Origin of the sequence: Rhizobium ruizarguesonis (assembly GCF_017357285.1) — a bacterium.
Taxonomy (GTDB): Bacteria; Pseudomonadota; Alphaproteobacteria; order Rhizobiales; family Rhizobiaceae; genus Rhizobium; species Rhizobium ruizarguesonis.
In genome coordinates, this window is sequence record NZ_CP071679.1 from 517,669 (window position 1) to 541,885 (window position 24,217).

The 24,217-nt window shown below is 62.4% G+C and carries 24 protein-coding genes; 13 read left to right on the forward strand and 11 right to left on the reverse strand.

Annotation, left to right across the window (positions count from 1 at the left end; genetic code table 11):
• Positions 1-91: 91 nt before the first annotated feature.
• A complete protein-coding gene (locus J3P73_RS26915) occupies positions 92-943 on the reverse strand; it encodes a sugar phosphate isomerase/epimerase family protein (RefSeq protein ID WP_130687457.1) in 852 nt (283 codons plus the stop codon).
• A gap of 346 nt (positions 944-1,289) precedes the next feature.
• Between J3P73_RS26915 and J3P73_RS26920 the strand changes: the two genes are divergently transcribed.
• The 4 genes from J3P73_RS26920 to J3P73_RS26935 are packed head-to-tail and all read left to right on the forward strand — an operon-like array spanning position 1,290 to position 5,096.
• Positions 1,290-2,177, forward strand: coding sequence for a sugar phosphate isomerase/epimerase family protein (locus J3P73_RS26920; protein WP_012755374.1), 888 nt, complete (start codon positions 1,290-1,292; stop codon positions 2,175-2,177).
• 58 nt (positions 2,178-2,235) lie between these two features.
• Positions 2,236-3,405 (forward strand): mandelate racemase/muconate lactonizing enzyme family protein, encoded by a 1,170-nt coding sequence (locus tag J3P73_RS26925; protein ID WP_018072899.1) that lies wholly within the window; start codon positions 2,236-2,238, stop codon positions 3,403-3,405.
• 2 nt (positions 3,406-3,407) lie between these two features.
• The gene (locus J3P73_RS26930; RefSeq protein WP_085994742.1) at positions 3,408-4,100 is read left to right on the forward strand and encodes a FadR/GntR family transcriptional regulator; all 693 of its coding nucleotides are present in this window, start codon (positions 3,408-3,410) and stop codon (positions 4,098-4,100) included.
• Positions 4,101-4,121: 21 nt separating this feature from the next.
• Positions 4,122-5,096, forward strand: coding sequence for an NAD(P)-dependent oxidoreductase (locus J3P73_RS26935; RefSeq protein ID WP_024319597.1), 975 nt, complete (start codon positions 4,122-4,124; stop codon positions 5,094-5,096).
• A gap of 79 nt (positions 5,097-5,175) precedes the next feature.
• Here the strand turns inward: J3P73_RS26935 and J3P73_RS26940 are convergent, their stop codons facing one another.
• The 7 genes from J3P73_RS26940 to J3P73_RS26970 form a co-directional block, all read right to left on the reverse strand.
• On the reverse strand, positions 5,176-6,252 hold the full coding sequence (locus tag J3P73_RS26940) for an ABC transporter ATP-binding protein (RefSeq protein WP_077976816.1): 1,077 nt from the start codon (positions 6,250-6,252) through the stop codon (positions 5,176-5,178).
• The gene (locus J3P73_RS26945) at positions 6,252-7,361 is read right to left on the reverse strand and encodes an ABC transporter ATP-binding protein (RefSeq protein WP_130687456.1); all 1,110 of its coding nucleotides are present in this window, start codon (positions 7,359-7,361) and stop codon (positions 6,252-6,254) included. The genes J3P73_RS26940 and J3P73_RS26945 overlap by 1 nt, the downstream gene beginning before the upstream one ends.
• The gene (locus tag J3P73_RS26950; RefSeq protein WP_003549717.1) at positions 7,358-7,561 is read right to left on the reverse strand and encodes a hypothetical protein; all 204 of its coding nucleotides are present in this window, start codon (positions 7,559-7,561) and stop codon (positions 7,358-7,360) included. Before J3P73_RS26950 ends, J3P73_RS26945 begins: the two co-directional genes overlap by 4 nt.
• Positions 7,558-8,517: a carbohydrate ABC transporter permease gene (locus J3P73_RS26955; RefSeq protein WP_018072904.1), complete on the reverse strand. Its 960-nt coding sequence runs from the start codon at positions 8,515-8,517 to the stop codon at positions 7,558-7,560. The genes J3P73_RS26950 and J3P73_RS26955 overlap by 4 nt, the downstream gene beginning before the upstream one ends.
• A 1-nt stretch (position 8,518) precedes the next feature.
• On the reverse strand, positions 8,519-9,424 hold the full coding sequence (locus tag J3P73_RS26960; protein ID WP_024319598.1) for a carbohydrate ABC transporter permease: 906 nt from the start codon (positions 9,422-9,424) through the stop codon (positions 8,519-8,521).
• Between the two features lie 156 nt (positions 9,425-9,580).
• Positions 9,581-10,891 (reverse strand): ABC transporter substrate-binding protein, encoded by a 1,311-nt coding sequence (locus J3P73_RS26965; protein ID WP_018072906.1) that lies wholly within the window; start codon positions 10,889-10,891, stop codon positions 9,581-9,583.
• Positions 10,892-11,263: 372 nt separating this feature from the next.
• Complete coding sequence (locus tag J3P73_RS26970; RefSeq protein WP_018482341.1) at positions 11,264-11,902, reverse strand: TetR/AcrR family transcriptional regulator; 639 nt, start codon at positions 11,900-11,902, stop codon at positions 11,264-11,266.
• Positions 11,903-12,001: 99 nt separating this feature from the next.
• Here J3P73_RS26970 and J3P73_RS26975 point away from each other — a divergent pair, with 99 nt between their 5' ends.
• From J3P73_RS26975 to J3P73_RS26990, 4 genes are read left to right on the forward strand one after another with little or no spacing between them, the layout of a single operon-like run.
• Positions 12,002-13,198, forward strand: a complete 1,197-nt coding sequence (locus tag J3P73_RS26975) for a Tm-1-like ATP-binding domain-containing protein (RefSeq protein ID WP_027688339.1) — start codon at positions 12,002-12,004, stop codon at positions 13,196-13,198.
• 11 nt (positions 13,199-13,209) lie between these two features.
• Entirely contained in the window at positions 13,210-14,052 is an 843-nt protein-coding gene (locus J3P73_RS26980) for a phosphoenolpyruvate hydrolase family protein (RefSeq protein WP_130663853.1), read from the forward strand.
• Between the two features lie 25 nt (positions 14,053-14,077).
• Positions 14,078-14,491, forward strand: coding sequence for a cupin domain-containing protein (locus J3P73_RS26985; protein ID WP_024319601.1), 414 nt, complete (start codon positions 14,078-14,080; stop codon positions 14,489-14,491).
• A 32-nt stretch (positions 14,492-14,523) separates the two neighbouring features.
• Entirely contained in the window at positions 14,524-15,714 is a 1,191-nt protein-coding gene (locus J3P73_RS26990) for a M24 family metallopeptidase (protein ID WP_130687455.1), read from the forward strand.
• Between the two features lie 72 nt (positions 15,715-15,786).
• Here the strand turns inward: J3P73_RS26990 and J3P73_RS26995 are convergent, their stop codons facing one another.
• On the reverse strand, positions 15,787-16,380 hold the full coding sequence (locus J3P73_RS26995) for a DJ-1/PfpI family protein (RefSeq protein ID WP_003562944.1): 594 nt from the start codon (positions 16,378-16,380) through the stop codon (positions 15,787-15,789).
• Positions 16,381-16,436: 56 nt separating this feature from the next.
• A complete protein-coding gene (locus J3P73_RS27000) occupies positions 16,437-17,135 on the reverse strand; it encodes a GntR family transcriptional regulator (protein WP_130687454.1) in 699 nt (232 codons plus the stop codon).
• A 96-nt stretch (positions 17,136-17,231) separates the two neighbouring features.
• Between J3P73_RS27000 and J3P73_RS27005 the strand changes: the two genes are divergently transcribed.
• Genes J3P73_RS27005 through J3P73_RS27020 form a run of 4 tightly spaced genes read left to right on the forward strand, consistent with a single transcriptional unit; the run spans position 17,232 to position 21,857 of the window.
• Positions 17,232-18,266 (forward strand): Ldh family oxidoreductase, encoded by a 1,035-nt coding sequence (locus J3P73_RS27005; RefSeq protein ID WP_130687453.1) that lies wholly within the window; start codon positions 17,232-17,234, stop codon positions 18,264-18,266.
• The gene (locus tag J3P73_RS27010; RefSeq protein WP_130687452.1) at positions 18,263-19,492 is read left to right on the forward strand and encodes an iron-containing alcohol dehydrogenase; all 1,230 of its coding nucleotides are present in this window, start codon (positions 18,263-18,265) and stop codon (positions 19,490-19,492) included. The genes J3P73_RS27005 and J3P73_RS27010 overlap by 4 nt, the downstream gene beginning before the upstream one ends.
• Before the next feature lie 14 nt (positions 19,493-19,506).
• Entirely contained in the window at positions 19,507-20,994 is a 1,488-nt protein-coding gene (locus J3P73_RS27015; RefSeq protein WP_130687451.1) for an NAD-dependent succinate-semialdehyde dehydrogenase, read from the forward strand.
• An 11-nt stretch (positions 20,995-21,005) separates the two neighbouring features.
• A complete protein-coding gene (locus tag J3P73_RS27020) occupies positions 21,006-21,857 on the forward strand; it encodes an alpha/beta hydrolase (RefSeq protein WP_130687450.1) in 852 nt (283 codons plus the stop codon).
• A gap of 112 nt (positions 21,858-21,969) precedes the next feature.
• On the opposite strand, the gene J3P73_RS27025 is transcribed toward J3P73_RS27020, so the two are convergent.
• On the reverse strand, positions 21,970-23,295 hold the full coding sequence (locus tag J3P73_RS27025) for an NAD(P)/FAD-dependent oxidoreductase (RefSeq protein ID WP_130687449.1): 1,326 nt from the start codon (positions 23,293-23,295) through the stop codon (positions 21,970-21,972).
• A gap of 216 nt (positions 23,296-23,511) precedes the next feature.
• Here J3P73_RS27025 and J3P73_RS27030 point away from each other — a divergent pair, with 216 nt between their 5' ends.
• The gene (locus tag J3P73_RS27030; RefSeq protein WP_003549758.1) at positions 23,512-23,988 is read left to right on the forward strand and encodes an Lrp/AsnC family transcriptional regulator; all 477 of its coding nucleotides are present in this window, start codon (positions 23,512-23,514) and stop codon (positions 23,986-23,988) included.
• Positions 23,989-24,217: the final 229 nt, after the last annotated feature.

The following is a 24,217-nucleotide window of genomic DNA, read 5'->3' on the forward strand; positions in this document are numbered from 1 at the left end:
GAAGTTGATTGCTCACGCGTAAGGCGTGCCTGCCAGTGCAGCGTTCAGGCCGATGGTTCCCTTATCGACCGCGGCGAGAATCGGTTGGTAGTCATACCGCCGCGTGCCATCCATCGCGGATATGGCGGTAGCCTTCGCGATAGACCGATTCCGGTGTCTCGGAAAAGTCGCGCCAGACCTTTGTTGCGGCGGCGAGCTCCTTGAGCGCCCGGCCGAAGGCCTCGATTGTCAGCCACCCGTCGTAGCCGCTCGCGCGTAGTGCCCTAAACGTCTCCGCCCAGGGAATGTTGCCACGACCGGGTACGCCGCGGTCGTTCTCCGAAATGTGGACATGGACGATGTGATCACTGTTTCGCGTGAACGCGCCGATGGGGTCGGTCTCTTCGATATTGCTGTGGAACGTGTCGTACATGGCGCGGATATGCGGGTGTCCGACCGCGTCGATATGGGCCGCAAGATCGTCCATCGTGTTGAACAGGTAGCATTCGAAGCGGTTCAGCGCCTCAAGCCCGATCGTGATGCCATGCTTTGCTGCATGATCGCCGATCGCGCGTTGCGAGGAAACCGAGCGCTTGAGTTCCGCCGCGCTCGGTCCGCTGCCGGAAAATTTGCCGAGCGTCGAATGCAGCGGCCCGCTCAGCATCGTCGCGCCCAGCGCATCGCTGCAGTCGATGGCCCATTTCATGTAGTCGATGCCGCGTCTGCGGGTCTGGGCGTCGGCGGCGATCAGGTTCATCTGCGGATCGCCCATGGCGGAAACGGCGGTCCGTTCCAGGCCGATCCGGTCAAGCATGTCTGCCAGCCGATGGTAGTCGTCGGGTGTGCCCGAAAAGATCGGGATCTCGACACCGTCAAACCCCGTGTCCTTGATATCGCGTAACAGTGCCTCGTGTTTCCGGCCGACACTTGTCGTCCAGAGGAACATGCACATGCCAATCTTCATCTCCCCTCCACTTGGCCCTGCGGCCACTGCGCGACGATTTCAACACCCTATCACTTTTCCAAATCTGGTCATACCAAATCTTCGAATCTGGTCAAGCCAGTTAATTGCACGCTTGGGATGCTGGATTTGCGCCTAAGCGGGAAATTCCGGATTAAATGTCGATCGTTTAAAGAATTATCGACCTTTTGGCCCCGTCTTGCAGAGGGTTAAGAATTGAGCTAGAGCTTTCAAATAACGAGAATTGGCCAAACCAGATTGCCGAGGATGGCGAGAGTGGCCAACGATAACATGACCTTTTGCCGCCCGATTGGCGGTGGACCGTGCTGCACCTGTCTGGGAGGACCTCATGCATCTTTCGACACACAACTGGATGCGGGCCGAGCCGCTCGCCGTCACGCTGAAGCGCATCAAGAAATATGGCTACGAAAGCATCGAGATATCCGGCGAGCCGGCACAATACGACGTCAATGAGACGCGCGCGCTGCTGAAAGAGCACGGCATCCGCTGCTGGGGTGCCGTCACCCTGACGCTCGGCGAGCGCAATCTTGCCGCCAGGGATGAAGGCCAGCGCGCCAGGTCGGTGGACTATGTCAAGAGCGTCATCACCATGGTCAGCGAACTCGAGGGGGAGATCGTCACCCTGGTGCCGGCGACCGTCGGAAAGGTGGTGCCGGATGGCACCGAGGAAGAAGAGTGGACATGGGTGGTGGACGCTACCAAGGAGTGTTTTGCCCATGCCCAGAAGAGGGGCGTGCGCATTGCCGTCGAGCCGCTCAACCGCTTCGAGACCTATTTCTTCAACCGTGCCGCCCAAGCGCTGGCGCTCGCCGATGCCGTCAGCCCTGAATGCGGGGTTTGCCTTGATGCCTTCCACCTGAACATCGAGGAGGAAGACATGTATGAAGCGATCCGGCTCGCTGGAAAGCGCCTGTTCGACTTCCACGTCGCCGATAACAATCGTTTTGCCGCCGGCCTCGGCCAGCTCGACTGGCCGAAGATCATCGGCACGCTGAAGGAGATCGGGTACGACGGCGCCGTCACCAACGAATTCGTCGCTCCGGTCGACCGCACGCCGGCCTCAAAATATCCGGACATGGTCGAGCGCAACCCCGTCGATATTCCCCCGGAGCAACTGAAATTTATCCAGGACCACGGCTCGAGCCTTCTCACTGAGAAGTTCTACGACGATCAGATGCGGATCACTGCCGAGACGATCCTGCCGCTGATCAAATAACGAACGGAAAGAATATGCCCTGCGGCTCGCGGGCCGCGAGGGGCAGGGGATCCGAGACATGCGCATCAAGACCGTAGAGGCCTGGTGGATTAAAATTCCCATCGAGGCGAGCCGTCAGCACCGCAGCGACTTCGGCCGACTGACGACCTTCGATAGTGCGATCCTGCGGATCGAAACGGACGACGGCATCGTCGGCTGGGGAGAGGGCAAGAATGCCGCGGGCAGTGCGGGAACCTATGGCACGCTGGTCCACATGCTCAATCACGAAATTGGGCCGAAGCTCATCGACCGCGATCCTGCCGACATCTCCACCATATGGGAGATGCTCTATAACGGCGTACGCCACGAGACGGCGGCGAGTTCGGGTCACGCCATGCCCGAGATCGCGCGGCGCGGCCTTTCCGTCGCGGCGATCAGCGCGGTCGACATAGCGCTCTGGGACATTCTCGGCAAGTCGCTCGGCGTCCCCGTCTGGAAGCTGCTGGGTGGGCGCAAGGCGGACAGGTTGCCCGCCTATGCCTCGGGCGGTTGGGAGAGCGTGGACCGGATCGGTGAACAGCTCCGGTCCTATGTCGCGGCCGGTGGTTTCAAGTCAGTCAAGATGCGCGTCGGTGCGATGGATCGTGCGCTGCATGTCTCGGCATCGCGCGTGCGGGCGGCTCGCAAGGCAATCGGCCCCGATGTCGACCTCATGGTCGATGCGCACGGCACCTATACTGTTGCGGAGGCAAAGCGCTTCATCCAGATGGTCGCCGATTGCGACCTCGCCTGGTTCGAGGAGCCGGTGATAGCGGATGACAAGCCGGGCATGGCGGAGGTGCGCGCGGCTGGGAACGTGCCGATCGCTGCGGGCGAGAGCGAGGCGACGCGTTTTGCCTTCCGAGATCTTGCCATGCTTCGGGCCGCCGACATATTCCAGCCGGATCCCGCCTTCTGCGGCGGCATTACGGAGGCGATGCGCATCAGTTCGCTCGCCAGCGCCTTCAACCTCCGTTTCGCGCCGCATCTTTGGGCCGGTGCGCCCTGCTTCTTCTCCGGCCTGCACTTGTGCGCCGCTTCCCCGGCAAGCTTCATCATCGAATATTCGCTCGGCGCCAATCCGATGATCCATGATCTTGTCGAGGACACTGTGTCGGTGAAAGACGGTATGGTAGAGATCCCGGACAGGCCTGGCCTGGGCTTCACGATCAATCAGCGGGTCCTGGAGACTCACGCGCAAAGACAGTGACGATGAAAGAAAACTCCCTCCTCTCCGATCTCGCGGCCCATCTTTTCTCGAACTCGAGCGGCAACGGCCGTACGCCTTCGGAGCGAGAGCTTGCGGAGCATTTCGGCGTCAGCCGGGGCCAAATCCGCGAGGCACTGGCCATTCTGGAGGCAATGCGCATCGTCGAGCGCCGAGCCAAGTCGGGAATCTATCTGACGACCACGGAGGCGAGCGTGGAGGCAATGGCGCTTTTTGCCCGCGCCGGCGTGCCGCTTGATCCTATCCTGATCTACGAGACTGTGGAGCTTCGCAAGATCCATGAGATCAAGGCCGCGGAGCTCGCCTGCGATCGGGCGACGGAGGAGAACTACCAGCACTTGCGCGATATCCTCGCTGCGTCGGAGGCGAAGCTTGCCGCCGGCGAGGGGCTGGCGCGCGAGGACCGGGACTTCCATTTGGAGATCGTCCGAGCCACCAAGAACAGCGTCTTCCATCGGGTGTGCAGCGTCTATTACGTCATGGGCGAGCACCGCCTGCCGATCTATTTTGCCGACGCCGCCCGCAGCCGGCGCTCGCATGAGGAACACATCCGCATCTACGAGGCGCTGCTTGCCCGAGACGGCAATCTGGCCCAGGCGCTGATGAGCGCGCATCTTCAAGGTGCGGAAAGCTATTGGAAGGGTCTCATCGGCGGTCCAGCGACGACAGCCGAATAGGCGCAACCGGCGGGAGGGCCGATGAGCTTCATCTTTTCCACACATCCCCTGCACCCTGCGGCCAAGTCCATGCTTGAGGCTGCGGGTGATCTGCGCGTCGCTTCCGCGCCCGATCCCGAAACATTGCTGCGAGAAGGCCGCGGCGCGGGCATCGTCATCGTACGCGCGCCGATCCCGCCGGCCTTCTTCGAGGATGCGCCGGCGCTTCGCGCTGCGATCCGCCATGGCGCCGGGCTCGACATGGTGCCGTTGGATGCGGCGACCCGTGCCGGCGTGCTTGTCGCCAACGTCCCGGGCGCCAATGCCTCGACTGTCGCCGAGCATGTCTTCCTCGTGACACTGGCCCTGCTACGGCGCTTTCGCGCGATGGACCGCGAACTGCGTCAGAGCGGCTGGGCGGCGGGCCGCGCCCAATCGGACACGGCCGTCGACCTCGCCGGCCGCATCATCGGCATCGTCGGAATGGGCAATGTCGGCAAGGCGATCTTCCAGATCGCGAAGTTCGGTTTCGGCCTGGAGGTGGTCGCCACGAGCCGGTCGCCGGAAAGCGTGCCGGACGGCGCGCGTTTCCTGACGATCGATGAGCTTGTGGCGACGGCCGACATCGTGGTGCTCTGCTGCCCGCTGACGCCGGAGACGACCGGCTTGCTCAATGCCGGTCGCATCGGGCGCATGAAGCCCGCGGCCGTTCTGGTCAACGTCTCGCGCGGCCCCGTGATCGATGATGCGGCGTTGATCGAGGCGCTGCGCGATGGTCGCATCGGCGGAGCCGCGCTCGACGTCTTCGCAACGCAGCCGCTACCGCTCGACCATCCCTATTTCGGCTTTGACAACGTCATCGTCACGCCGCATCTCGCGGGTCTGACGGAAGAGAGCATGATGCGCATGGGAACAGGCGCGGCGAGCGAAGCCCTGCGCGTCATCAAGGGCGACTTGCCCGTTAATTTGCGCAATCCTGAAGTGGTAGAACACTATCGCCGGCGCTTTCCCGCATAGCGCCTCGTCGCGACAACTCGAAACGCTCACTGCCCCGGCCGTGCCGCCGAGACCGCTGGCATCCTTCGGACCGATCAGGTCAGCCCGCGTGCCGCAGGCTTACACCGCTTCCGGCGTCAAACAGCACGACCTTTTCCGGATTCCACGAAAAGCGAACCTCATCCTCGATCCGAAGCGCCGTCTGTGTCGGCACGGTCGCGTGGATGAACTTCTCGCCGGTGCGCAGCGTCACGATCTTTTCAACACCATGGTTTTCCACGTCGTGGACCCGTGCTTCGCCGGGCGCGCCGCTGTCGAGAAAAATGTCCTCGGGACGGATGCCGAAGGTGAGCGGGCGACCGTCTGTCGCGATCCCGTGTCCGTTGCCGAGGGGCAGCCGATAGCCTTCGCTGGCCACTGCCTCGCCGCCGGCAAGCGTGCCGGCGATCAGGTTCATCGGCGGCGAGCCGACCGCGCGCGCGACGAAGGTGTTGACCGGGTTTCTGTAGATCTCCTGCGGCGTACCCGTCTGCACCAGTTGACCATTGTTCAGGACGCCGATCTTGTCGCCCATTGACATGGCCTCTATCTGGTCGTGAGTGACGAAGAGGAAGGTCGCGCCGAGGTTCATCTGCAGGTTTTTCAGCTCGGTGCGAAGTGCTTCGCGAAGCTTCGCGTCGAGCGCCGAAAGCGGTTCGTCCATCAAGAAGACCCGCGGTTTGCGCACGATGGCCCGGCCGATCGATACGCGCTGCATCTCGCCTCCCGACAGCCGGTCCGTCTTGCGGTCGAGCAGATGCTCGATGCGCAGAGTCTTCGCAACGCGGTCGACGCGCTCCTTGATTTCTCCGGGTTCAACGCGACGGATACGGGATTTCAATGGAAATTCCAGGTTCTCCCGCACCGTATAGCGCGGGTAAAGCGAATATTGCTGAAGCACCAGGGCCACGTCGCGCTCGGCGGCACCCCAGTCGGCGACGTCCTGCCCGTCGATGAAGATCTGGCCTGCGGTCGGCTTCTCGAGACCGGCGATCAGGCGTAGCGTCGTCGTCTTGCCGGCGCCGGTCTGCCCGAGCAGCACGAAGAACTCGCCGTCAGCAATGTCGATGTTCAGGTTTTTCAGCGCCGTGTGCCTGCCGAAGGTCTTGGTGATGCCCTTGAGTTCGATATGCGCCATCAGAGTCTGATCCCCAGCGACGAGCCGGTCGCGGTGTTGAAGAAATGTGCCTGGGCGGGGTCGATGCGTGCCCAGACGGCTTCGCCAGGACCAGGCACGAAACCGCTCTTGGTGCGTGCCCTGATCATCTGGTGACCGACCTTCAAGTCCACGATGTCGTGCGAGCCCAGAGGCTCGATGATATGCGCCTCGACCGGCATGAAGCCCTCGCGGGCCTCGCGTGAAACGAGCACGCCCTCAGGCCGGACCCCGAGTGTCAGCTTGCCGTTCTCGGCCCTTGCGTCAGAGAGGCAGTTGGCCAGTGCAGCGGGGAACTCGAAGCCCGTTACCGCGTCGCCGACCTGCACGCTCGCATGGCCGCCCGTTTCGGTGATGGTCGCCGGCGCCATGTTCATGACCGGGCTTCCGACGAACTGGGCGACGAACGTGTTGGCGGGTTGCGCGTAAACCTCTTCCGGCGTGCCGATCTGCTGGAGGATGCCCTCGTGCATGATGACGATGCGGTCGGCGAGCGACATGGCCTCCACCTGGTCATGCGTCACGTAGATGGTGGTTGAACCCTGCTTGATATGCAGGCGCTTGATTTCCGCCCGCATCTCCTCGCGCAGCTTCGCGTCGAGCGCACCGATCGGCTCGTCCATCAGCATGGCCTTTGGGCGTCGCACGAGCGCGCGGCCGATCGCGACACGCTGCATGTCGCCGCCTGACAGCGCCGAAGGCTTGCGGGCCAGCAGACCGGTGATGCGCAGCACACCGGCGATCTCGCGGACCGACGCATCGACATCGGCACGGCTCATCCGGGTAGCGCGGAGCGGGAAGGCGATGTTCTCGTAGACCGTCATGTGCGGATAGAGCGAGAAGGATTGGAACACCATGGCGATGTCCCTGCCGGATGCCTTGATATGCTGCACCGGCTGCCCGTCGATCAGAATATCGCCTTCGTCGATGGTTTCCAGCCCCGCGACGGCGCGCAATGTCGTCGTCTTTCCGCAGCCCGATTGTCCAAGCAGCACGATGAATTCATTGTCGGCGATGGCGAGATTAAGGTCTTTGATGACCTGGACGGCACCGAAATATTTCTGAATCCCGCGAAGTTCGATCTGCGTCATGAATGGCTGCCTTCGTCTGGTTGCGCGTCCCGCGGGATTTTGGTCGTCACCATGAAGGCGATCAGTCCGACGAGCGTCATCGTCATGCCGTAGCGATGCAGAAACAGGTTCCAGGGCTGGCAGAGCGCGATGATGCCGAGGATCATCAGATACTGCGAGGCGGGTTCGAGATATTTCTGGTTCAAGGCGCGGAAGGTCATTTGCGGATCGCTCCGAAGCTCATGCCGCGCAGGAGATGGTTCCTGAGCAGGAAGGTGAAGATGGCGACCGGTAGCAGGAACAGGAATGTGCCGGCCGCAATAACCGTCCAATCCGGCAGGCCTGAGCCGACCTGGCTCGGAATGAAGGGTGGGGCCGTTTGCGCGCGCCGGTTCGTCATAATCAGCGCAAATGCATATTCGTTCCAGGCCGTGATGAAGCAGAAGACCGCGGTCGCGGCGATGCCGGTCGCCGCTTCCGGGATGACGATCTTGAAAAAGGCCTCCATCCGCGTGTAACCGTCGACGAGTGCGGCCTCCTCGTATTCCCTAGGGATCTCGTCGATGAACCCCTTCATCAGCCAAACGGAGAAGGAAAGGTTGAAGGCAGTGTAGAGGATGATGAGGCCCCAATGCGTGTCGTTGAGGCCGACGACGCGGTACATGAGGAACATCGGGATCGCCACGACGACGGGCGGCAGCATGCGCGTCGACAGGATGAAGAAGAGAAGGTCTGCCTCCCCCTTCACTTTGAAGCGCGAGAAGCCGTAGGCTGTGAAGGTTCCCATGCCGACGGCCAGCACCGTGGACGTGATGGCGACGATCAGCGAGTTCATAAAGCGGTTCGGATAGCCGGAGGGCTGCACCTCGCCGCGGCCGGAGCGAACGATCTTCTCGCCGCCGTCAAACACCATCCGCTCCCACCAGGGGGCGGCGGCATATTCTTCAGGAGTCGGCGCCCCGCGCAATTGCGAGCGCTTAGTGAAGAGCTTCACGAAGGGCGAGAGTTCCGGCTCGAAGAGCACCGTCGGCGGAATGGAGGTGGCGAGGTTGCGCGGCTTGAAGGCCGTCGAGGTGATCCAGTAGATCGGCGCCAGGAAGATCAGCGTGATGACCAGTACGGCGGCGATCGCCACCCGGTTCAGCGCGCGTTCGGAGCGGGTTTGGACGGCAGCCATCTCAGCGCTCCTTCACTTTGTTGAGGTACTTGACGTAGATGTTGGTGATGGCGAGAACCATGACGAGCACGATGTAGGCGAGTGCGCAGGAGCGCCCCGTCTGCCATTCCTGGAAGGCCATCTTGTAGAGCCGGATGGAGATCACCTCGGTCGTCGGTTGGCTGGTCAGGATGTAGGCGAGGTCGAAGGTCTTGAAGGCCTCCATCGTACGGAAGATGATTGCGATCATCAGGATCGGCGCCACCAGCGGCAGCGTGATGCGGAAGAAGGTATAGAACGGGCCCGCCCGGTCGATCGCCGCTGCCTCGTAGAGATGCTTCGGCACGGCCGAAAGGCCGGCAAGCGACAGCAGCATCACGAAGGGCGACCACATCCAGATGTCGGTGATTGCGACCGCATAGAGCGCCATGTCCGGATTCGACAGCCACTCGAAGGAGCCGAGGCCGAGTGCGTAGTTGATGATGCCGAAGGACGGGTCGTAGAGCAGCTTCCAGAAGAGGCCGACCACGGCCATCGAGAGCATCATCGGCAGCAGCAGCAGCGTCGTCAGAAGACCCTTCAGCGGGATGTCGCGGTTGAGCAGCATCGCGGTGCCGAAGCCGACGACCACCTGGCCCGTAACAGAGACGATCACATATTTCGCGGTGATGGCGAAATTCGACCAGATGAAAGGATCGTTCAGCAGGTCGCGGTAGTTCTGCAGGCCGACGAAGTTCGCCGGCGCGTTCGACGAGGCGCGAAAGTCGGTGAAGGAATAGCCGAGCGAATAGATCAGCGGAAAGATGTTGAAGACGATCAGGAACAGGATCGTCGGAATGATGAAGAGATTGCGAATTCGGATGTCGCTCATGCCGCGAGATGCGGCACGCGATTTCGTGTCCAGCGATGTCATGACTGCGGTGGCCAATCCTCTCCTCCTCCGAGAGTCGGCGCCGGATGCCGGAAAAAGCATCACGATGCGCGAGGTGAATTCCGGGCGCCGCGCCCTCTCGAACCGCGCCTTTGGGCGCGAGATGCAGAATGCAACGGAGGGGCGACGGAGCCCCTCCGCTGATGGCGTTTGCTATTTATTGCGTCCGTATTTCTTGAACGTCGCGTTCCAGTCCGCTGCTAGAGAGTCGAGCACTTCCTTCGCCGTGCCTTGGCCGGCGGTGACGAAGGGATAAATGCGCTGGTTCGCCTGGATCAGCAGTTCGGCATATTCAGGTGTTGCCCAGAAGTCCTTGACCTTGAACATGGTCTCGTAGAAGGCCTTGTTATAAGGCGTGGCGTTCTGAAATTCCGGGGATTCAAGCACTTTGGCGCTTGCCGTGTAGCCGCCGAGTTCAGCCCAGCGCTTCTGGGTCTCGTCCTTGATGAACCATTCGAGGAATTTCATCGCCTCTTCCTGGTTTTTTGAGTAGGAGATGACCGATATGCCTTGGCCGCCGAGCGCTGCGAATTGCTCGCCGTTCGGGCCTGCCGGATTGGCAAAGAAGCCGGTAACCTTGGCGTTCGGGTTGGACGCCTCGTTCACCAGGGCAGGGAAGAAGGCGAAGTAGTTCATGCTCATCGCCGCCAGGTTCTCGGTGATCGCCTGGTTGTTCTCGACGAAGAAGGACTTGGCCCAGCCCGGAGGCGTAAAGCCGTAGAGCTCGCGATAAAGCTCGAGCGCCTTGACGTTCTTCTCGGAATTGATGATGCCGTCGACCTTGTAGCTCTGGTAGTCGCCGAGTTCGCCTCCAAACGAGAAGATCGCGTTCTCGACACCCATGACGAGACCGTCATAAGAGTTGTCGGTGTAGATGGCGATTCCGTATCGCTTCTGGTCTGGACGGTGGAAGAACTCGGCGATGTCACGCATCTGGGCCCATGTCTTCGGCGGGGCGAGGTCGTAGCCGTATTTGGCCTTGAACGCCTCCATCTCCTTGGGATCTTCGAACCAGTCCTTGCGGTAGGACCAGCCGACGGCGTCGCCTTCGGCCGGAACTGACCAGTACTTTTTCGAGTTCGACGGATATTCGGAGTAGTATTTCACCGTTGCCGGGGCCATCACCTGGGTCAGATTGTGCTTGGTGAAGAAGTCGGTCAGATCGACGTAATGGCCGGCTTCTGACGCCGCCCCAATCCACTGACTGTCACCGACGACCATGTCATAGGCTGAACCCTTGGCGTTGAACTCGGTGAAGGCCTTGGTCTGGAAGTCGCCCCATGGTGTGGTCTCGACCGTGACCTTAACGCCGGTTTGAGCCTCATATTCGTTGGCGAGTTCCTGAAGGTAGTTTGCCGGGTCCCACTCGGCCCAGAAGATGGTCAGTTCCTGGGCCTGTGCGGACGTTCCGCAGGCCCACATCAATCCGACACCGGCCAACAGACCGGTCATAGTTTTGCGCATAACGTTTCCTCCCATTTATGCACGCTTCCCGCTTCATCGCGGGCCTCCCGATCTGGCTTCCCGATCCTCCTGGGTGGTGTTCGTGCTCAGGGTCCTCCTCGACCCCTAGCTCGTTTCAGATCTCAAGCCTGAACGTCGTTTCCCTGATCTGGTATTACCAAATGCCATTATCGTCAAGCGCAACCTCGGAGAGCTTTCATCAAAGGCTCGTCATCGAGGTGTCGACGTCTTTCCCCCGCAATTGCGGGCCTGCTGACGCAGTCTTGTCGGACCGTCTCACATTCATCATCATCGCCGATCCAGACCACAATACAAGAATATATTACTGACGCTGGTCTAACCAGTTGGTGCGCCAAGTGTGGGCGCGCCATGTCATGCCTCGCTCTCTGCCTGCCGTAATGCGGTATCGACTAGCGCCTTGGCGGCCCACTCGGCAACAGACTGCGCGCCTTCCGAGGTCAGGCCCCAGATATCCTTCAATACGATCAGCACTTCGACGCCGAAGACAAGCGAAAGAGCCTGTGCAAGGCGTTCCCGGGATTCGGGCGGCACGGTGCCCTGCAGGGGGGCAGTCACGCTCTTCAGCAGGTCGACCCGGTGGCCGCGCTTGAACAGCGGCTCGTTGCCGAGCGTGCCGGCCTGGCGCTGCGCCCACTGGTCCAGCGAAAGTTTCAGCGCCGCCTTGAAGGTGGCCTCGAACTCGTCGATGCGCGGCATCGCGGTCGCCAAGAGGTCGGCAACGCGGGTGCGTGCATCCGGACTGTCGCACGACCAGCCGAGTATCGGCCCTAGAGCCTCATCCACCACGGCATGCACGAGCGCGGCCTGGCTCGGAAAGTAACGGTAGGCCGTCGCGCGCGAGACTTCGGCAGCCTCGGCGACTTCACTTACCGACGGTGTGATGCCGGACTGCATGAGCCGCGTTGCCGTTTCGAGCATCAGTTTTCGCGTTCGGGCACGCGGGCCTCGCTCGGTCCTGGCTGTTTCGTTCTGTTGACGTGAGACATCCATGTCTTTATGATACGCACGTCTCACAATTTTGCAAGGGCCCGTCGCTTTGCCCCGAACGTGAGATATGCCGGGAGGAATTCACCCGGTCGCGGAGGGGAAATGAAGCAGATCTACGTGGTCGGCACGGCCGACACGAAGGGCGAGGAGCTTGCGTATCTGGCCGCTTGCATCGAAGCGGCGGGCGGGGGTGTTGTCCGCGTCGACGTCGGCATAGGCGAGCCTGCGACCGCCGTCGATGTGAAGGCCGACGCAGTGGCGGCGTGCCATCCGGACGGGGCGGAAGCCGTTCTTGCCAGCGGGGACCGCGGAAGGGCGGTCGAGGCGATGGGCATTGCCTTCGCGCGCTTCCTCGTGGAGTGCCAGGACATCGCCGGTGTCATCGGTATCGGTGGAGGCGGGGGCACTTCGATCATCACTGCAGGCATGCGCCAATTGCCGCTCGGTCTGCCAAAGATCATGGTCTCGACGCTCGCATCCGGCGATGTGGCGCCCTATGTCGATGTTTCCGACATCGTGATGATGCCCTCGGTCACGGACATGGCGGGCCTGAACCGGCTGAGCCGTGTCATCCTTCACAACGCCGCACAGGCGATCACGGCCATGGCCCGCCGGCCGGCTGAGGTGACTGCATCCAAACCGGCCCTCGGGCTTACCATGTTCGGCGTTACCACACCTGCCGTATCCGCCATGGTCGAGCGCCTCCGAGCGGATTATGATTGCCTGGTCTTCCATGCGACAGGCACGGGTGGGCGCGCGATGGAGAAGCTTGCCGACAGCGAACTGGTCTCAGGCGTGCTAGACATCACGACGACCGAGGTCTGTGACCTGCTTTTCGGCGGCGTCTTGCCTGCCACCTCGGACCGTTTTGGCGCCATTGCTCGCAAAGGCTTGCCCTATGTCGGCTCGGTCGGTGCGCTCGACATGGTGAACTTCTGGGCGCCGGAGACCGTTCCGGAGCGCTATGCCGGCCGGCTGTTATACCGCCACAACCCGAACGTCACCTTGATGCGCACGACGTCGGCCGAATGCGCGCAGATTGGCGGCTGGATCGGCGACAAGCTCAATCTCTGCCACGGCCCCGTACGCTTCCTCATTCCCGAAAAGGGCGTTTCGGCCCTCGACATCGAAGGCGGTCCGTTCTTCGATCCGCAAGCCGACGCCGCGCTTTTTGCCGCGCTCGAGGCGACGGTGAAGCCGACGGCATCGCGACGTCTTATTCGCCTGCCGCTGCATATCAACGATCCGCACTTCGCCGAGGCCGCCGTCGCGGCCTATCGTGACATCGCCAACCCCTGAGAGACAAATTGATGCCAGCCATACCGCGCAAGACCATCCTCGAAAAATTTCACAGCATGATCGCAGCCGGCGTGCCAATCGTCGGCGGCGGCGCCGGCACCGGTATCTCCGCCAAGGCCGAGGAGGCAGGCGGCATCGACCTCATCATTATCTACAATTCTGGGCGCTACCGCATGGCGGGGCGCGGTTCGGCGGCCGGGCTGCTGGCCTATGGCAATGCCAACGAGATTGTGAAGGACATGGCGCTCGAAGTGTTGCCTGTCGTGAAAAAGACGCCGGTTCTCGCCGGCGTCAACGGCACGGACCCCTTCGTGCTGATGCCGCGCTTCCTCGCCGACCTCAAGGCAATGGGCTTTTCCGGCGTACAGAACTTCCCCACAATCGGCCTCTTCGATGGCCGGATGCGGCAGAGTTTCGAGGAGACAGGCATGAGCTACAATCTGGAGGTCGAGATGATCGCCACCGCCCACGGGCTCGACCTGCTGACGACACCCTATGTCTTCAACGAGAGCGAGGCTGTCGCCATGACGGTCGCCGGCGCCGACATCATTGTGGCGCATATGGGCGTGACGACCGGCGGCACGATCGGGGCCACCTCCGGCAAGTCCCTCGATGACTGCGTCGATGAGATCACCGCGATCACCAAGGCGGCACGTTCCGTGCGCGACGACGTCATCGTGCTCTGCCATGGCGGCCCGATCTCCATGCCGGAGGATGCGCGCTACGTTCTCGAGCGTTGCCCTGGCTGCCACGGCTTTTATGGCGCAAGCTCGATGGAGCGCCTGCCGGCAGAGGCGGCAATTCGCAAGCAGACCGAAGATTTCAAGGCGCTCGCCATCGGCGCGATCGTCTGAAGAAGGATGTGGAGGAGGCGGTTTCATGGTAAAGGACAAGTACTTCATCTATCCGAAGGATGTGAGCGCCTTCGGCTTCGACTGGGGCAAGCTGTCGCTGACTGTGGCGCCCGAGGTCAACGGCGCCAGCCGGTTTTCCGGCGGTGTCGTCGAACTGCCGAGCGGCGAGGGCCATTCCCGCCACAATCACCCTGGCGCGGAGGAAATCATTTTTGTGATTTCCGGCGAGGGCGAGCAGATGGTCGAGGACGAGACGGGTAATCCGATCACGCGAAAGGTCGCCAGCGGCTGCACGATCTATATTCCGGAAAGCCGCTTTCATTCGACGAAGAACACCGGCGGCGGGCCGATGCTCCTCTTCGTGGTCTACTCACCGGCGGGGCCGGAGCTTGCGCTTCGCGATTTGCCGGACTTCCGCCTGCTGCAGCCGGGCTTCTGAGGCGTCGCATCCATTTTCTGGGAGGAAAGACAATGAACGACAATGCAGGGCAAACAAGGCAGGCCGCCGTGACGCCGTTCGATACGGCCAAGCTCGACCGTCTCATGGAGGAAGCCGGTATCGACGTCATCGTCGCCACCTCCAAACACAACACGCAATATCTCATGGGCGGCTATAAGTTCATCTTCTTCGCCGCCATGGATGCGATCGGGCATAGCCGGTATCTGCCGATGGTGATTTATGAGAAAGGCGCGCCCGATCACTCCGCCTATGTGGGGAACCGCATGGAGGGCGCAGAGCACCAGAACAATCCATTCTGGACGCCCGCCGTGCATACGGCGACATGGGGCACGCAGGATGCCGCCGGGCTCGCCGTCGAGCACCTGAAGAAAATCGGCAAGGCTGGTGGGCGCATCGGCATCGAGCCAGCCTTCCTGCCATCCGACGCCCGCGACCTGCTTGCCTCTCGGCTGGATGGCGCTCGATTTGTCGATGCCACGCATGTGTTGGAGCGGCTAAGGGCCGTCAAGACGCCGGGTGAACTGGCAAAGCTGAGACGCGCCTCCGAATTGATTACCGACTCTATGCTGGCGACGATCGCGGCGGCTCGCGCCGGCTCGACGAAGATGGAGATCATCGAGCAGCTGCGCCGGGAGGAAACGAACCGCGGCCTGCACTTCGAATATTGCCTGCTGACGCTCGGCTCCAGCCACAACCGCGCGGGCTCGCCGCAGGCCTGGGTCGAGGGCGAGATCCTGTCGATCGATTCCGGCGGCAACTATCACGGATATATTGGTGACCTCTGCCGCATGGGTGTGCTCGGCGAGCCGGATGCGGAGCTGGAGGACCTTCTGGCCGAAGTCGAATGCATCCAGCAAGCGGCCTTCGCCAAGGTCAGGGCAGGGGCTGCGGGCAGGGAGATGATCGTGGCAGCGGAGGCCGAGCTCAAGGCCTCGCCGTCGGCGGCCTTCACCGATTTTTTCTGCCATGGCATGGGCCTCATTGCCCACGAAGCGCCATTCCTCATGACGAACCACCCGGTCACCTATGATGGCATCGATGCCGACAAGCCGCTGGAAGCCGGGAACGTGATCTCGGTCGAGACGACGATGCTTCACCCAAAGCGCGGATTCATCAAGTTGGAGGATACGCTCGCCATCACCGATGGCGGCTATGAAATGTTCGGCGACCGCGGCCGCGGCTGGAACCGCGGCGGAGCGTGATTGCAGGCCCAACCGCAAACAAGGCCCGGCAGATGTCACCTGCCGGGCCTTTTGTTCCTTGGTGCCGTCGTCTCAGGTGTGGTGGATCTCCGTTCCCAGCACCTTCAGGCATTCGCGGATAAAGGCGGCGAGCGCCGTCCAGCCCTTGGCCGAAACCATCGTGCCATCGACATAGGCTTCGGTAGGCGAGAGGTCGATATAGGTCCCGCCCGCCAGGGTGACTTCGGGTTCGCAGGCCCCAAGTGCACCCACCTTCTTGCCGCGAACGACACCGTCGACCGCAATCAGGATCTGGACCCCGTGGCAGATGGTGAAGATCGGCTTCTTCTGCTCGTGAAAATGACGCACCATTGCCTGCACCCGCTTGTCGGTGCGGATATATTCCGGTCCGCGCCCGCCGGCGCAGTAGACGGCATGATACTGGTCGAGCTGGTTCTCAGCCTCGGAAAACGTCTTGTTGATGGTGACGTTGTGCCCGAGTTTTTCGGTGTAGGTCTGGTCTCCCTCGAAATCGTGCAGCGACGTCCTGAGGATGTCGCCGGCCTTCTTGTCCGGGCACACGACGTGCACCGTGTGGCCGACCGCCTCCATCGCCTGCTGATAGACGAAGATTTCGTACTCCTCGGTGAAATCGCCGGTGAGCATCAGGATTTTCTTGCCTGGCATGGGTTCTCCTCCTCGTTGTCAGGTCGGGCAGGCTCGTCCTTGCCCGGCGCGGTTGCTCAGATTTCGTCGAATGCCGGCAACAGCCGGTCGCGCGAATGTTCGATATGAATGCGCATTGCGTTCGCAGCCGCGCCCGGGTCGCGCGCTGCAAAGGCATCGAGCAGCGTCTGATGCTCGGCGAGCGCCTCCTCGGTGACGCGGCGATGGAACATCAGGCGGAAGATATGGAAATGCGTGTGCTGGAATGTCAGCATCTCGCGGATCAACTCGTTGCCGGCAAATTCCATGATCCGGTCGTGAAAGATGGCGTCCTGGCGCGCGAAGGCCGAATAGTTCGCTCGTTCGCCCATGTTGTCGCTGCGTGTCATCACGCCTGCGGCCTCGGTGAGTATGGCGAGCTTTTCGTCGTTCATCGCCTCGGCCGCCTTCGCAGCGCCGGCAGGTTCCAACAGCAGACGCAGTTCATAGAGCTCGTCGAAGCGGTGGCGCGTGATCTGGGGCGCGGCACGATAGCCAACGAGATGCTGCTTGACGACGAGGCCTTCGCCTTCAAGCCGGCCGAGGGCTTCGCGGATCGGCGTATGGGAGACGTTGAACTCCTTGACCAGGTTGTCGACCGTGATGCGCGTCCCCGGCGCAATCTTCAACGACATGAGCTGGTTGAAAATTGCCTCGTAGACGTCGCCCGCCAGGCTGTTGGCGCGCGGTATCTGGGTTGTGCCCGTTGAGGGTTCCTTCGGTTTCGTTGAAATCATCTGCTGCCTTGCCTCTTGACAGGTTCAATCGCTAGCACGATGCTGCGGCCAAGACAATCCTATATCCTATACGATTTAATATAGGGAGGAAAAATCATGCGCATATCCGAAGCCTCAGCGCTTGCACTTGCCACCCGCCTGCTGGAAGAGCATGGCGCACCGCATGACCACGCGGCCCTGCAGGCTGGCGTCCTGGTAACGGCGGAGATGAAGGGGCACCCCTCGCATGGCCTGTACCGGCTTCCGCGGCTGGTCGAACGGATCGAGCGCGGGGTCATTGACCCGCAGACGAAGGGCACCCAGCGCTGGCGCGCGGATGCGGTGCTGGAGGTGGAGGGGTCGTCGGGATTTGGCCCCGTCGTCGCCATGGCCGCGATCGAGCGGCTAGCGCCTCACATTCCGGATCTTGGCATCGGCCTTGTCGCCGTGCGCAATGCCAACCATCTCGGCATGCTTGCGCATTATGTGGAGGCCATCGCCGCAATGGGTTTCGTCGGCATCGCGCTCTCGTCGAGCGAGGCGCTGGTCCATCCCTTCGGCGGTACCCGGGCCATGCTCGGCACCAATCCCATTGCTGTCGCCGTGCCGACGGCCGAGGAACCGCTCGTGCTCGACCTGGCCACCAGCCTCGTGCCGATGGGCAGGATCCATCATCACGCGGCGACCGGCAGACCCATTCCCGAGGGATGGGCGCGCGATGCGGCCGGCAACCCGACGACCGATCCGGGGCGTGCCAAGGCCGGCGCGATTGCGCCCTTCGGCGACGCGAAGGGCTACGGCCTCGGCATCGCCATGGAGCTGCTGGTGGCAGCTCTTGCCGGCTCGGCGCTCGCGCCGGATGTGCGCGGCACGCTCGACAGCCAGTCGCCATGCAACAAGGGCGATGTCTTCATCTTGATCGAGCCCAGTCTGGCGCCGGGACTGCCGGCGCGACTGTCGACCTATCTCGATGCCGTGCGCGGTTCACCACCCGCCAGCGCCGGCGAACCTGTTCTCGTCCCTGGCGATCGTGCCCGCGGGCGGCGGGCGGCGGCAAGCCGCAACGGGTTCGAGATCGACCAGCGCCTCTGGGAAGACCTCAACGCGCTTTCGCGCCCCCGCATCCTGGCGTTCGAGGGACAAAGATTATGAGCCTGTTTGCCGCCTTGAGGCTGCCGCGGGAAATCCTGTTTGGCGTCGGCCAGCGCCATGCGCTCGCGAGCGTCGCCAGCAGGACCGGCCGGCGCGCACTCGTCTGCACGGATGCGCGTTTTGCCGCAACACCCGTTTTCGCGGAAATGATCGCCGTACTTGAAGCGGCCGGCATTGTCGTCCTGGTGCATGACGGCACGCTGCCGGACGTACCGCAAGATACGGTCGCGGTTTGCGTTGAGGCCGCGCGCGGTTTTGAGCCCGATATGGTGATCGGCATCGGTGGCGGCAGCTGTCTCGACATGGCGAAATGCGCTTCGCTCCTGCTGGCTCACGGCGGCGCGCTCGCCGATTACTACGGTGAGTTCAAGGTGCCGGCGCCTGTCCTGCCGGTCATCGCCGTGCCGACGACGGCAGGCACGGGCTCCGAGGTGACGCCGGTCGCGGTTGTTTCCGATCCTGACCGTATCCTGAAGGTTGGCATTTCCAGCCCATATCTCATCGCCGCAGCGGCGATCTGCGACCCGGAACTGACCTTATCCTGCCCGCCTGGTCTCACCGCGATTGCCGGTGCGGATGCGTTGACGCATGCCATCGAAGCCTTCACGGCTATGCGCCGCCCCGGCGATCCTGAACTCGCGCAGCAGCATGTCTTCATCGGCAAGAGCGATCTCTCCGACCAGTTCGCGCTGCATGCCATCCGGCTCCTCAGCCGGAGCCTGGAAAAGGCCTTCGTCGACGGCGCCGACATCGATGCGCGCGCCGATGTGATGATGGGCGCGCTCGCAGCCGGCTGCGCCTTCGGAACGGCGGGAACTGCTGCGGCCCATGCCGTGCAATATCCGGTCGGTGCCTTGACCCATACGCCGCACGGCCTCGGGGTTGCGACCATGCTGCCCTATGTGATGACATATAATCGCCGCGTCGCGGGCGCGGACATCGCCATTGTCGGTAGGGCGCTCGGTCTCGATCCCACCGGAGTGGAGGACGATGAAACGATTGCCGATGCCGCGATCGGCGAGGTGAGCCGTCTCTTCGCCGCGATCGGCATCGCGCCGACACTTGCCGGGCTCGGCTTGCCGGAAGACCGGATCGACTGGGCCGCGGAGCAGGCGCTCGGCATCGGCCGGCTGATCAAGAATAATCCACGCTCCTTCGATGCGGCCGCCATGCGCGGCCTCGTGCGCGCCGCCTATGACGGCGACCTGGCCGCTTCCGCCCTCTGACCTGGGAAACCATCATGAACCTCAACCAGCATTCTGCGCATCCAGACTCCGATCCCTTCGAGCTCAGCGCGTTCTCCCGCGGCCTCTATATTGGCGGCGCCTGGCGGCCTGCGGCGGGCGAGGGTCGGATCGAGGTAATCGACCCCTCGACCGAGGCGGTCATTGCCGCCGTGCCGGATGCGACCCTTGCGGATGCGGCAGCGGCCGTGGAGGCTGCCGCAAGCGCGGCGGAAAGCTGGCGCGAAACTCCGCCGAGAAAGCGTTCCGAGATCCTGCGCCGCTGCTTCGAACTTATGGTGGAGCGCTCCGAAACGATTGCCAGGCTCATTTCGCTCGAGAACGGGAAGGCGTTGCGTGACGCGCGCGGCGAGGTGGCCTATGCGGCGGAGTTCTTTCGTTGGAACGCCGAGGAGGCGGTGCGGATCTCTGGTGAGTTCGGCCTTGCCCCGGCCGGCGGAAACCGCATCGTCGTCGACTACCAGCCTATCGGCATCTGCGTTCTCATCACACCGTGGAATTTCCCGGCCGCGATGGCGACCCGCAAGATCGCGCCTGCCCTTGCCGCAGGCTGCACCGTCATCCTGAAGCCCGCGAGCGAGACGCCGCTGACGGCCTATGCGCTTGCGGCTCTCTACGAGGAGGCTGGCGTGCCGCCGGGCGTCGTGAACGTGATGACAACATCGACGCCGGGCCCCGTCATCGCCGCCATGCTGGCCGACCCGCGCGTGCGTAAACTCTCCTTCACAGGCTCGACCGGCGTCGGCCGCACGCTTCTGGCGGAAGCAGCGAAAAATGTCATCTCCTGTTCCATGGAACTCGGCGGCAACGCGCCGTTCATCGTTTTCGACGATGCGGACATTGACGCGGCGATCGAGGGTCTGATGGTCGCGAAAATGCGCAATGCGGGCGAGGCGTGCACGGCGGCAAACCGCATTTATGTCCAGTCCGGTATCCACGATGCCTTCGCGGAAAAATTTACCCGACGCATGGCCGCCCTCAGGGTCGGCCCGGGTGTGGATCTGGATACCGAGTGCGGTCCGATGATCACGCGCAAGGCGATGGAGAAGATCGAGCGCCTTGTTGCGGACGCCATTTCGCGCGGCGCGCGCGCGCTCTGCGGCGGACGAACATTGGCAGGACGCGGCTTTTTTTATCCGCCGACGGTGCTTGTCGATGTTGCCCCGGCCTCCGACATGGGCTGCGAGGAGATTTTCGGTCCCGTCGCGCCGCTCTACCGTTTCGAGAGCGAGGCAGAGGTCATCGCTGCCGCCAACGATACGGAATATGGCCTCGCCGCCTACATCTATAGCCGCGACATTGGCCGCGGCATGCGGGTCGCCTCCAAGGTCGAGGCCGGCATGATCGCCCTTAATCGTGGACTGGTCTCCGATCCCGCTGCCCCCTTTGGCGGTGTGAAACAGAGCGGCCTTGGACGTGAAGGAGGGCAGCATCACGGTATCGCGGAGTTCATGGAAGCCAAGTACATTGCGACAAGTTTCTGAGGGAGGAACCTGTGGCCGCCGATCCGTTCCGCATTCGTGACCATGTCGCAGATTTCGACGAGATCGTCGGCGATATCCGAGCTCGCAGCCTAGCAACGCGGCGCACTGTCGCCATGGAGGCCAACATCGCCTACGGGGCTTTGCCTGGCGAGACGCTCGATATCTTCCTGCCAAACAATGCCGGCTCGGACATGCCGATCCACATGTTCATCCATGGCGGCTATTGGCGGATGTTTTCCAAGGAGGACTATTCCTGCGTCGCTGAGACTATCACCGGCGCCGGCGCGGTCGCGGCCATCGTCGATTATTCGTTGATGCCCATGGCGAGAATGGACGTCCTGGTTGGTCAGGTCCTGAAAGCCAAGGCTTTTCTACTCGCGCATGCCGATCGTTTTGGCGCCACGTCAAAGCGGTTCTCCGTCAGTGGCCACTCCGCTGGTGCACATCTTGCAACCTTTCTCTTCCATCGTTCGCCAGCGCCTTCGGGCGTAGTTGCTGCTTTCCTGCTTGGCGGGCTATACGATCTCCAGCCCCTGCAGACGTCCTTCCTGCGTGACGAGATCGCCTTGAGCGACGAGGAGGTGCGACGGTTTACGCCCATGCATCAAGAGCACCATCCTGCAACGCGTGTCGCTATCATGACCGGCGAACTGGAAACTGATCCGTTCAAAATACAGGCAAACGCGTTCAGGGACATTCTTGCCGCCCAAGGGCTTGACGTACGGGCATCGCAGGTCGCAGACGGCAATCACATGAGCACGGTACGCGATCTCGCCGTCGCTGGCACGCCTGTGGCGGCGGCATTGCGCGCCTTTATTGCCAATAATGCCAGTGAGGAACCGAAGCGATACACCTTCCCTTGACCGCCGGCTTTTCGTGATCGTGGCAATCGAAGCGTGATGCATCGGCTCCTATGGCCGGTACCAAGCCGTGCCGATCCGCGTCGTCGAACGTCGCGCAAAGCCCGACCGAGTCCTAAAAATCCGCCACTTTGCCCCAGGCGGATCCCCCGAACCGGTCGGGATGATAGGGCCTGGGATCGACGATCGGCTCGTCGCCTGTGACGATATCGGCAATCAGATGACCGGCGCCAGGCCCGATGCCGAAGCCGTGGCCGCTGAAGCCGGCGGCAAGGATGAAACCCGGCAGGGTGGCGATCTCGCCGATCCCCGGCACGCCGTCGGGCGTGCTGTCGATATAGCCTGCCCAGGCCGCGCTGATGGCGGTCTTCTTCAAGGCGGGCAGAAGCTCGAGCGCCCGCGCATGGGTGAGGGCAATGGTGGCCTCGTCGACCGTCGGGTCGAGGATGCGCATGTGCTCCATCGGCGTCGGCCTGTCGAGCCGCCAACGGGCCAGAGATTCGTGACCCGAACGAAACCCTTCCAACCCACCGGGTGCGAGACTGCGCCAGCGCCGGGCGAACATCGGCAGGAACTGCCGCGCGAAGCGGAACTGCTGTGGCGTCGGATCGACGCGGGCGCGGCCGCTGATCGCCAGCGTGTGGCCGCCATCGCGGCGTCGCGTCACCGACACGGCGGATGTATGCAGCGCATCCGGAAGGCTGCCTGCGCCCGGAGATACGGAGAGGATCGAGGAGCGTATCGAGGCTTGCGGAAATCGAATGCCGAGCTGGCGGCAGAAGGAGGAGGCCCAGGCGCCACCGGCCAGGATCGCGATTTTCGTGCGGATCGTGCCATGCTCGGTGACGACGCCCGAGAGCCTGCCGCCTTCGACGTCGAGGCCGCGGGCCGCACAGGATTGATGCACCGTGCCCCCGAGTTTGAGGATCGCACGCGCGACGGCCGGCGCAGCGCTCGCCGGATCGGCGGTGCCGTCGGTCGGTGAAAAGACCCCGCCCTTCCATGAGGCGCCGGTGGCGCGCCCGCGTTCGGTTGCCTCGGCGCTGCTCAGCATATGTGTCGTGACGCCGACCGAGCGGGCGAAATCGCGCCAACGGGCCCAACCGGACAGTTCCTCGTCGCTATTGCTGAGGTAGAAGAGACCGCAACGACGGAACCCTGTGTCCTCACCGGTCTCAATGGCGAAGCGCTCCCACAGGTCGAGGCTCTTCGTCGACATCGGCAATTCGCGCGCGTCGCGGTTCTGCTGGCGGCACCAGCCCCAGTTGCGGCTTGATTGCTCGGCGCCGACCAGGCCCTTCTCGACGAGGGCGACCTTCAATCCGCGCCGGGTGAGATAATAGGCCGCGAAAACGCCGACGATGCCGCCGCCGATGACCACGACATCAGCGGTGGAAGGCAGTTCCGGCGTGGTATCGACGCGATTGAGCGGTGCGGGCATGGGAGCGTCTCCGTTTTAACAGTAGTGTAGCGGATCCGACGCCACGGCTTTGCCGGAGATCGGTTGGTGGCAGCAGAAGATTCCGTGTTGGGAGGATGCCAGCAGCCGTTTGTGCTTCGGCCTGTCTCGCAACGCGATCGACAGGCCAGCATCATGTGCTAAGGTTGGTCTGGGAAACAGGCAGCATAATCTGCTGCGTCATTGAGGGCGTGTGCGATGAAACTCGACCGGATCGACGTAAAAATTCTCTACGAACTGCAGAAGAACGGCCGCGTCACCAATGTGGAACTCGCCGAACTGGTCAATCTCTCGCCGAGCCCCTGCTTGATGCGTGTGAAGAAGCTGCAGTCGGAGGGCTATATCGAAGGTTATTCGGCCCAGATCAACGTCAGCAAACTCGGGCAGACGCTGACTGTATTCACCGAGATCACCCTGAAAAACCATCGGCAGATCGACTTCGCCCGCTTCCTGGCGGCGATCGAGAAGGTCGACCAGGTGATCGAATGCCATCTGGTTTCGGGCGGCTACGATTATCTGCTGAAATTCGTCACTGCCGGCATCGACGAATACCAGACGATCATGGAGCGCCTCACCGATATGGACGTCGGCATCGACAAGTATTTCAGCTTCGTCGTCCTGAAATCGCCGATCATCAAGGCCCACATGCCGCTAACCACCTTGTTTCCGCATTAGCCGGCGAGAGGACCGCAGGGGGAGCCCCGCTCAAACGCAAGATTTCGGGGTTCCAGACCGACCTCACCCCGTTGCCTTTCCCCGATCCAATCGGTCCTAAGCAGATGCCGATTCTCTGTCGCAGGTTGTTCTCTGTAAGTTCCTTACTGGTTGGAAGGACTTGCGCCAGAATTTCGGGCTTGCTTTCCAAAGCCATGTTCGCTGCCACTTGCAGATCTCGTGCCGTGTA

What these genes read in the sequence shown, in the direction of transcription:
- J3P73_RS26915 (WP_130687457.1), bottom strand. Translation starts at nt 943, where the DNA reads ATGAAGATTGGCATGTGCATGTTCCTCTGGACGACAAGTGTCGGCCGG.
- J3P73_RS26920 (WP_012755374.1), top strand. Translation starts at nt 1,290, where the DNA reads ATGCATCTTTCGACACACAACTGGATGCGGGCCGAGCCGCTCGCCGTC.
- J3P73_RS26925 (WP_018072899.1), top strand. Translation starts at nt 2,236, where the DNA reads ATGCGCATCAAGACCGTAGAGGCCTGGTGGATTAAAATTCCCATCGAG.
- J3P73_RS26930 (WP_085994742.1), top strand. Translation starts at nt 3,408, where the DNA reads ATGAAAGAAAACTCCCTCCTCTCCGATCTCGCGGCCCATCTTTTCTCG.
- J3P73_RS26935 (WP_024319597.1), top strand. Translation starts at nt 4,122, where the DNA reads ATGAGCTTCATCTTTTCCACACATCCCCTGCACCCTGCGGCCAAGTCC.
- J3P73_RS26940 (WP_077976816.1), bottom strand. Translation starts at nt 6,252, where the DNA reads ATGGCGCATATCGAACTCAAGGGCATCACCAAGACCTTCGGCAGGCAC.
- J3P73_RS26945 (WP_130687456.1), bottom strand. Translation starts at nt 7,361, where the DNA reads ATGACGCAGATCGAACTTCGCGGGATTCAGAAATATTTCGGTGCCGTC.
- J3P73_RS26950 (WP_003549717.1), bottom strand. Translation starts at nt 7,561, where the DNA reads ATGACCTTCCGCGCCTTGAACCAGAAATATCTCGAACCCGCCTCGCAG.
- J3P73_RS26955 (WP_018072904.1), bottom strand. Translation starts at nt 8,517, where the DNA reads ATGGCTGCCGTCCAAACCCGCTCCGAACGCGCGCTGAACCGGGTGGCG.
- J3P73_RS26965 (WP_018072906.1), bottom strand. Translation starts at nt 10,891, where the DNA reads ATGCGCAAAACTATGACCGGTCTGTTGGCCGGTGTCGGATTGATGTGG.
- J3P73_RS26970 (WP_018482341.1), bottom strand. Translation starts at nt 11,902, where the DNA reads ATGGATGTCTCACGTCAACAGAACGAAACAGCCAGGACCGAGCGAGGC.
- J3P73_RS26975 (WP_027688339.1), top strand. Translation starts at nt 12,002, where the DNA reads ATGAAGCAGATCTACGTGGTCGGCACGGCCGACACGAAGGGCGAGGAG.
- J3P73_RS26980 (WP_130663853.1), top strand. Translation starts at nt 13,210, where the DNA reads ATGCCAGCCATACCGCGCAAGACCATCCTCGAAAAATTTCACAGCATG.
- J3P73_RS26985 (WP_024319601.1), top strand. Translation starts at nt 14,078, where the DNA reads ATGGTAAAGGACAAGTACTTCATCTATCCGAAGGATGTGAGCGCCTTC.
- J3P73_RS26990 (WP_130687455.1), top strand. Translation starts at nt 14,524, where the DNA reads ATGAACGACAATGCAGGGCAAACAAGGCAGGCCGCCGTGACGCCGTTC.
- J3P73_RS26995 (WP_003562944.1), bottom strand. Translation starts at nt 16,380, where the DNA reads ATGCCAGGCAAGAAAATCCTGATGCTCACCGGCGATTTCACCGAGGAG.
- J3P73_RS27000 (WP_130687454.1), bottom strand. Translation starts at nt 17,135, where the DNA reads ATGATTTCAACGAAACCGAAGGAACCCTCAACGGGCACAACCCAGATA.
- J3P73_RS27005 (WP_130687453.1), top strand. Translation starts at nt 17,232, where the DNA reads ATGCGCATATCCGAAGCCTCAGCGCTTGCACTTGCCACCCGCCTGCTG.
- J3P73_RS27010 (WP_130687452.1), top strand. Translation starts at nt 18,263, where the DNA reads ATGAGCCTGTTTGCCGCCTTGAGGCTGCCGCGGGAAATCCTGTTTGGC.
- J3P73_RS27015 (WP_130687451.1), top strand. Translation starts at nt 19,507, where the DNA reads ATGAACCTCAACCAGCATTCTGCGCATCCAGACTCCGATCCCTTCGAG.
- J3P73_RS27025 (WP_130687449.1), bottom strand. Translation starts at nt 23,295, where the DNA reads ATGCCCGCACCGCTCAATCGCGTCGATACCACGCCGGAACTGCCTTCC.
- J3P73_RS27030 (WP_003549758.1), top strand. Translation starts at nt 23,512, where the DNA reads ATGAAACTCGACCGGATCGACGTAAAAATTCTCTACGAACTGCAGAAG.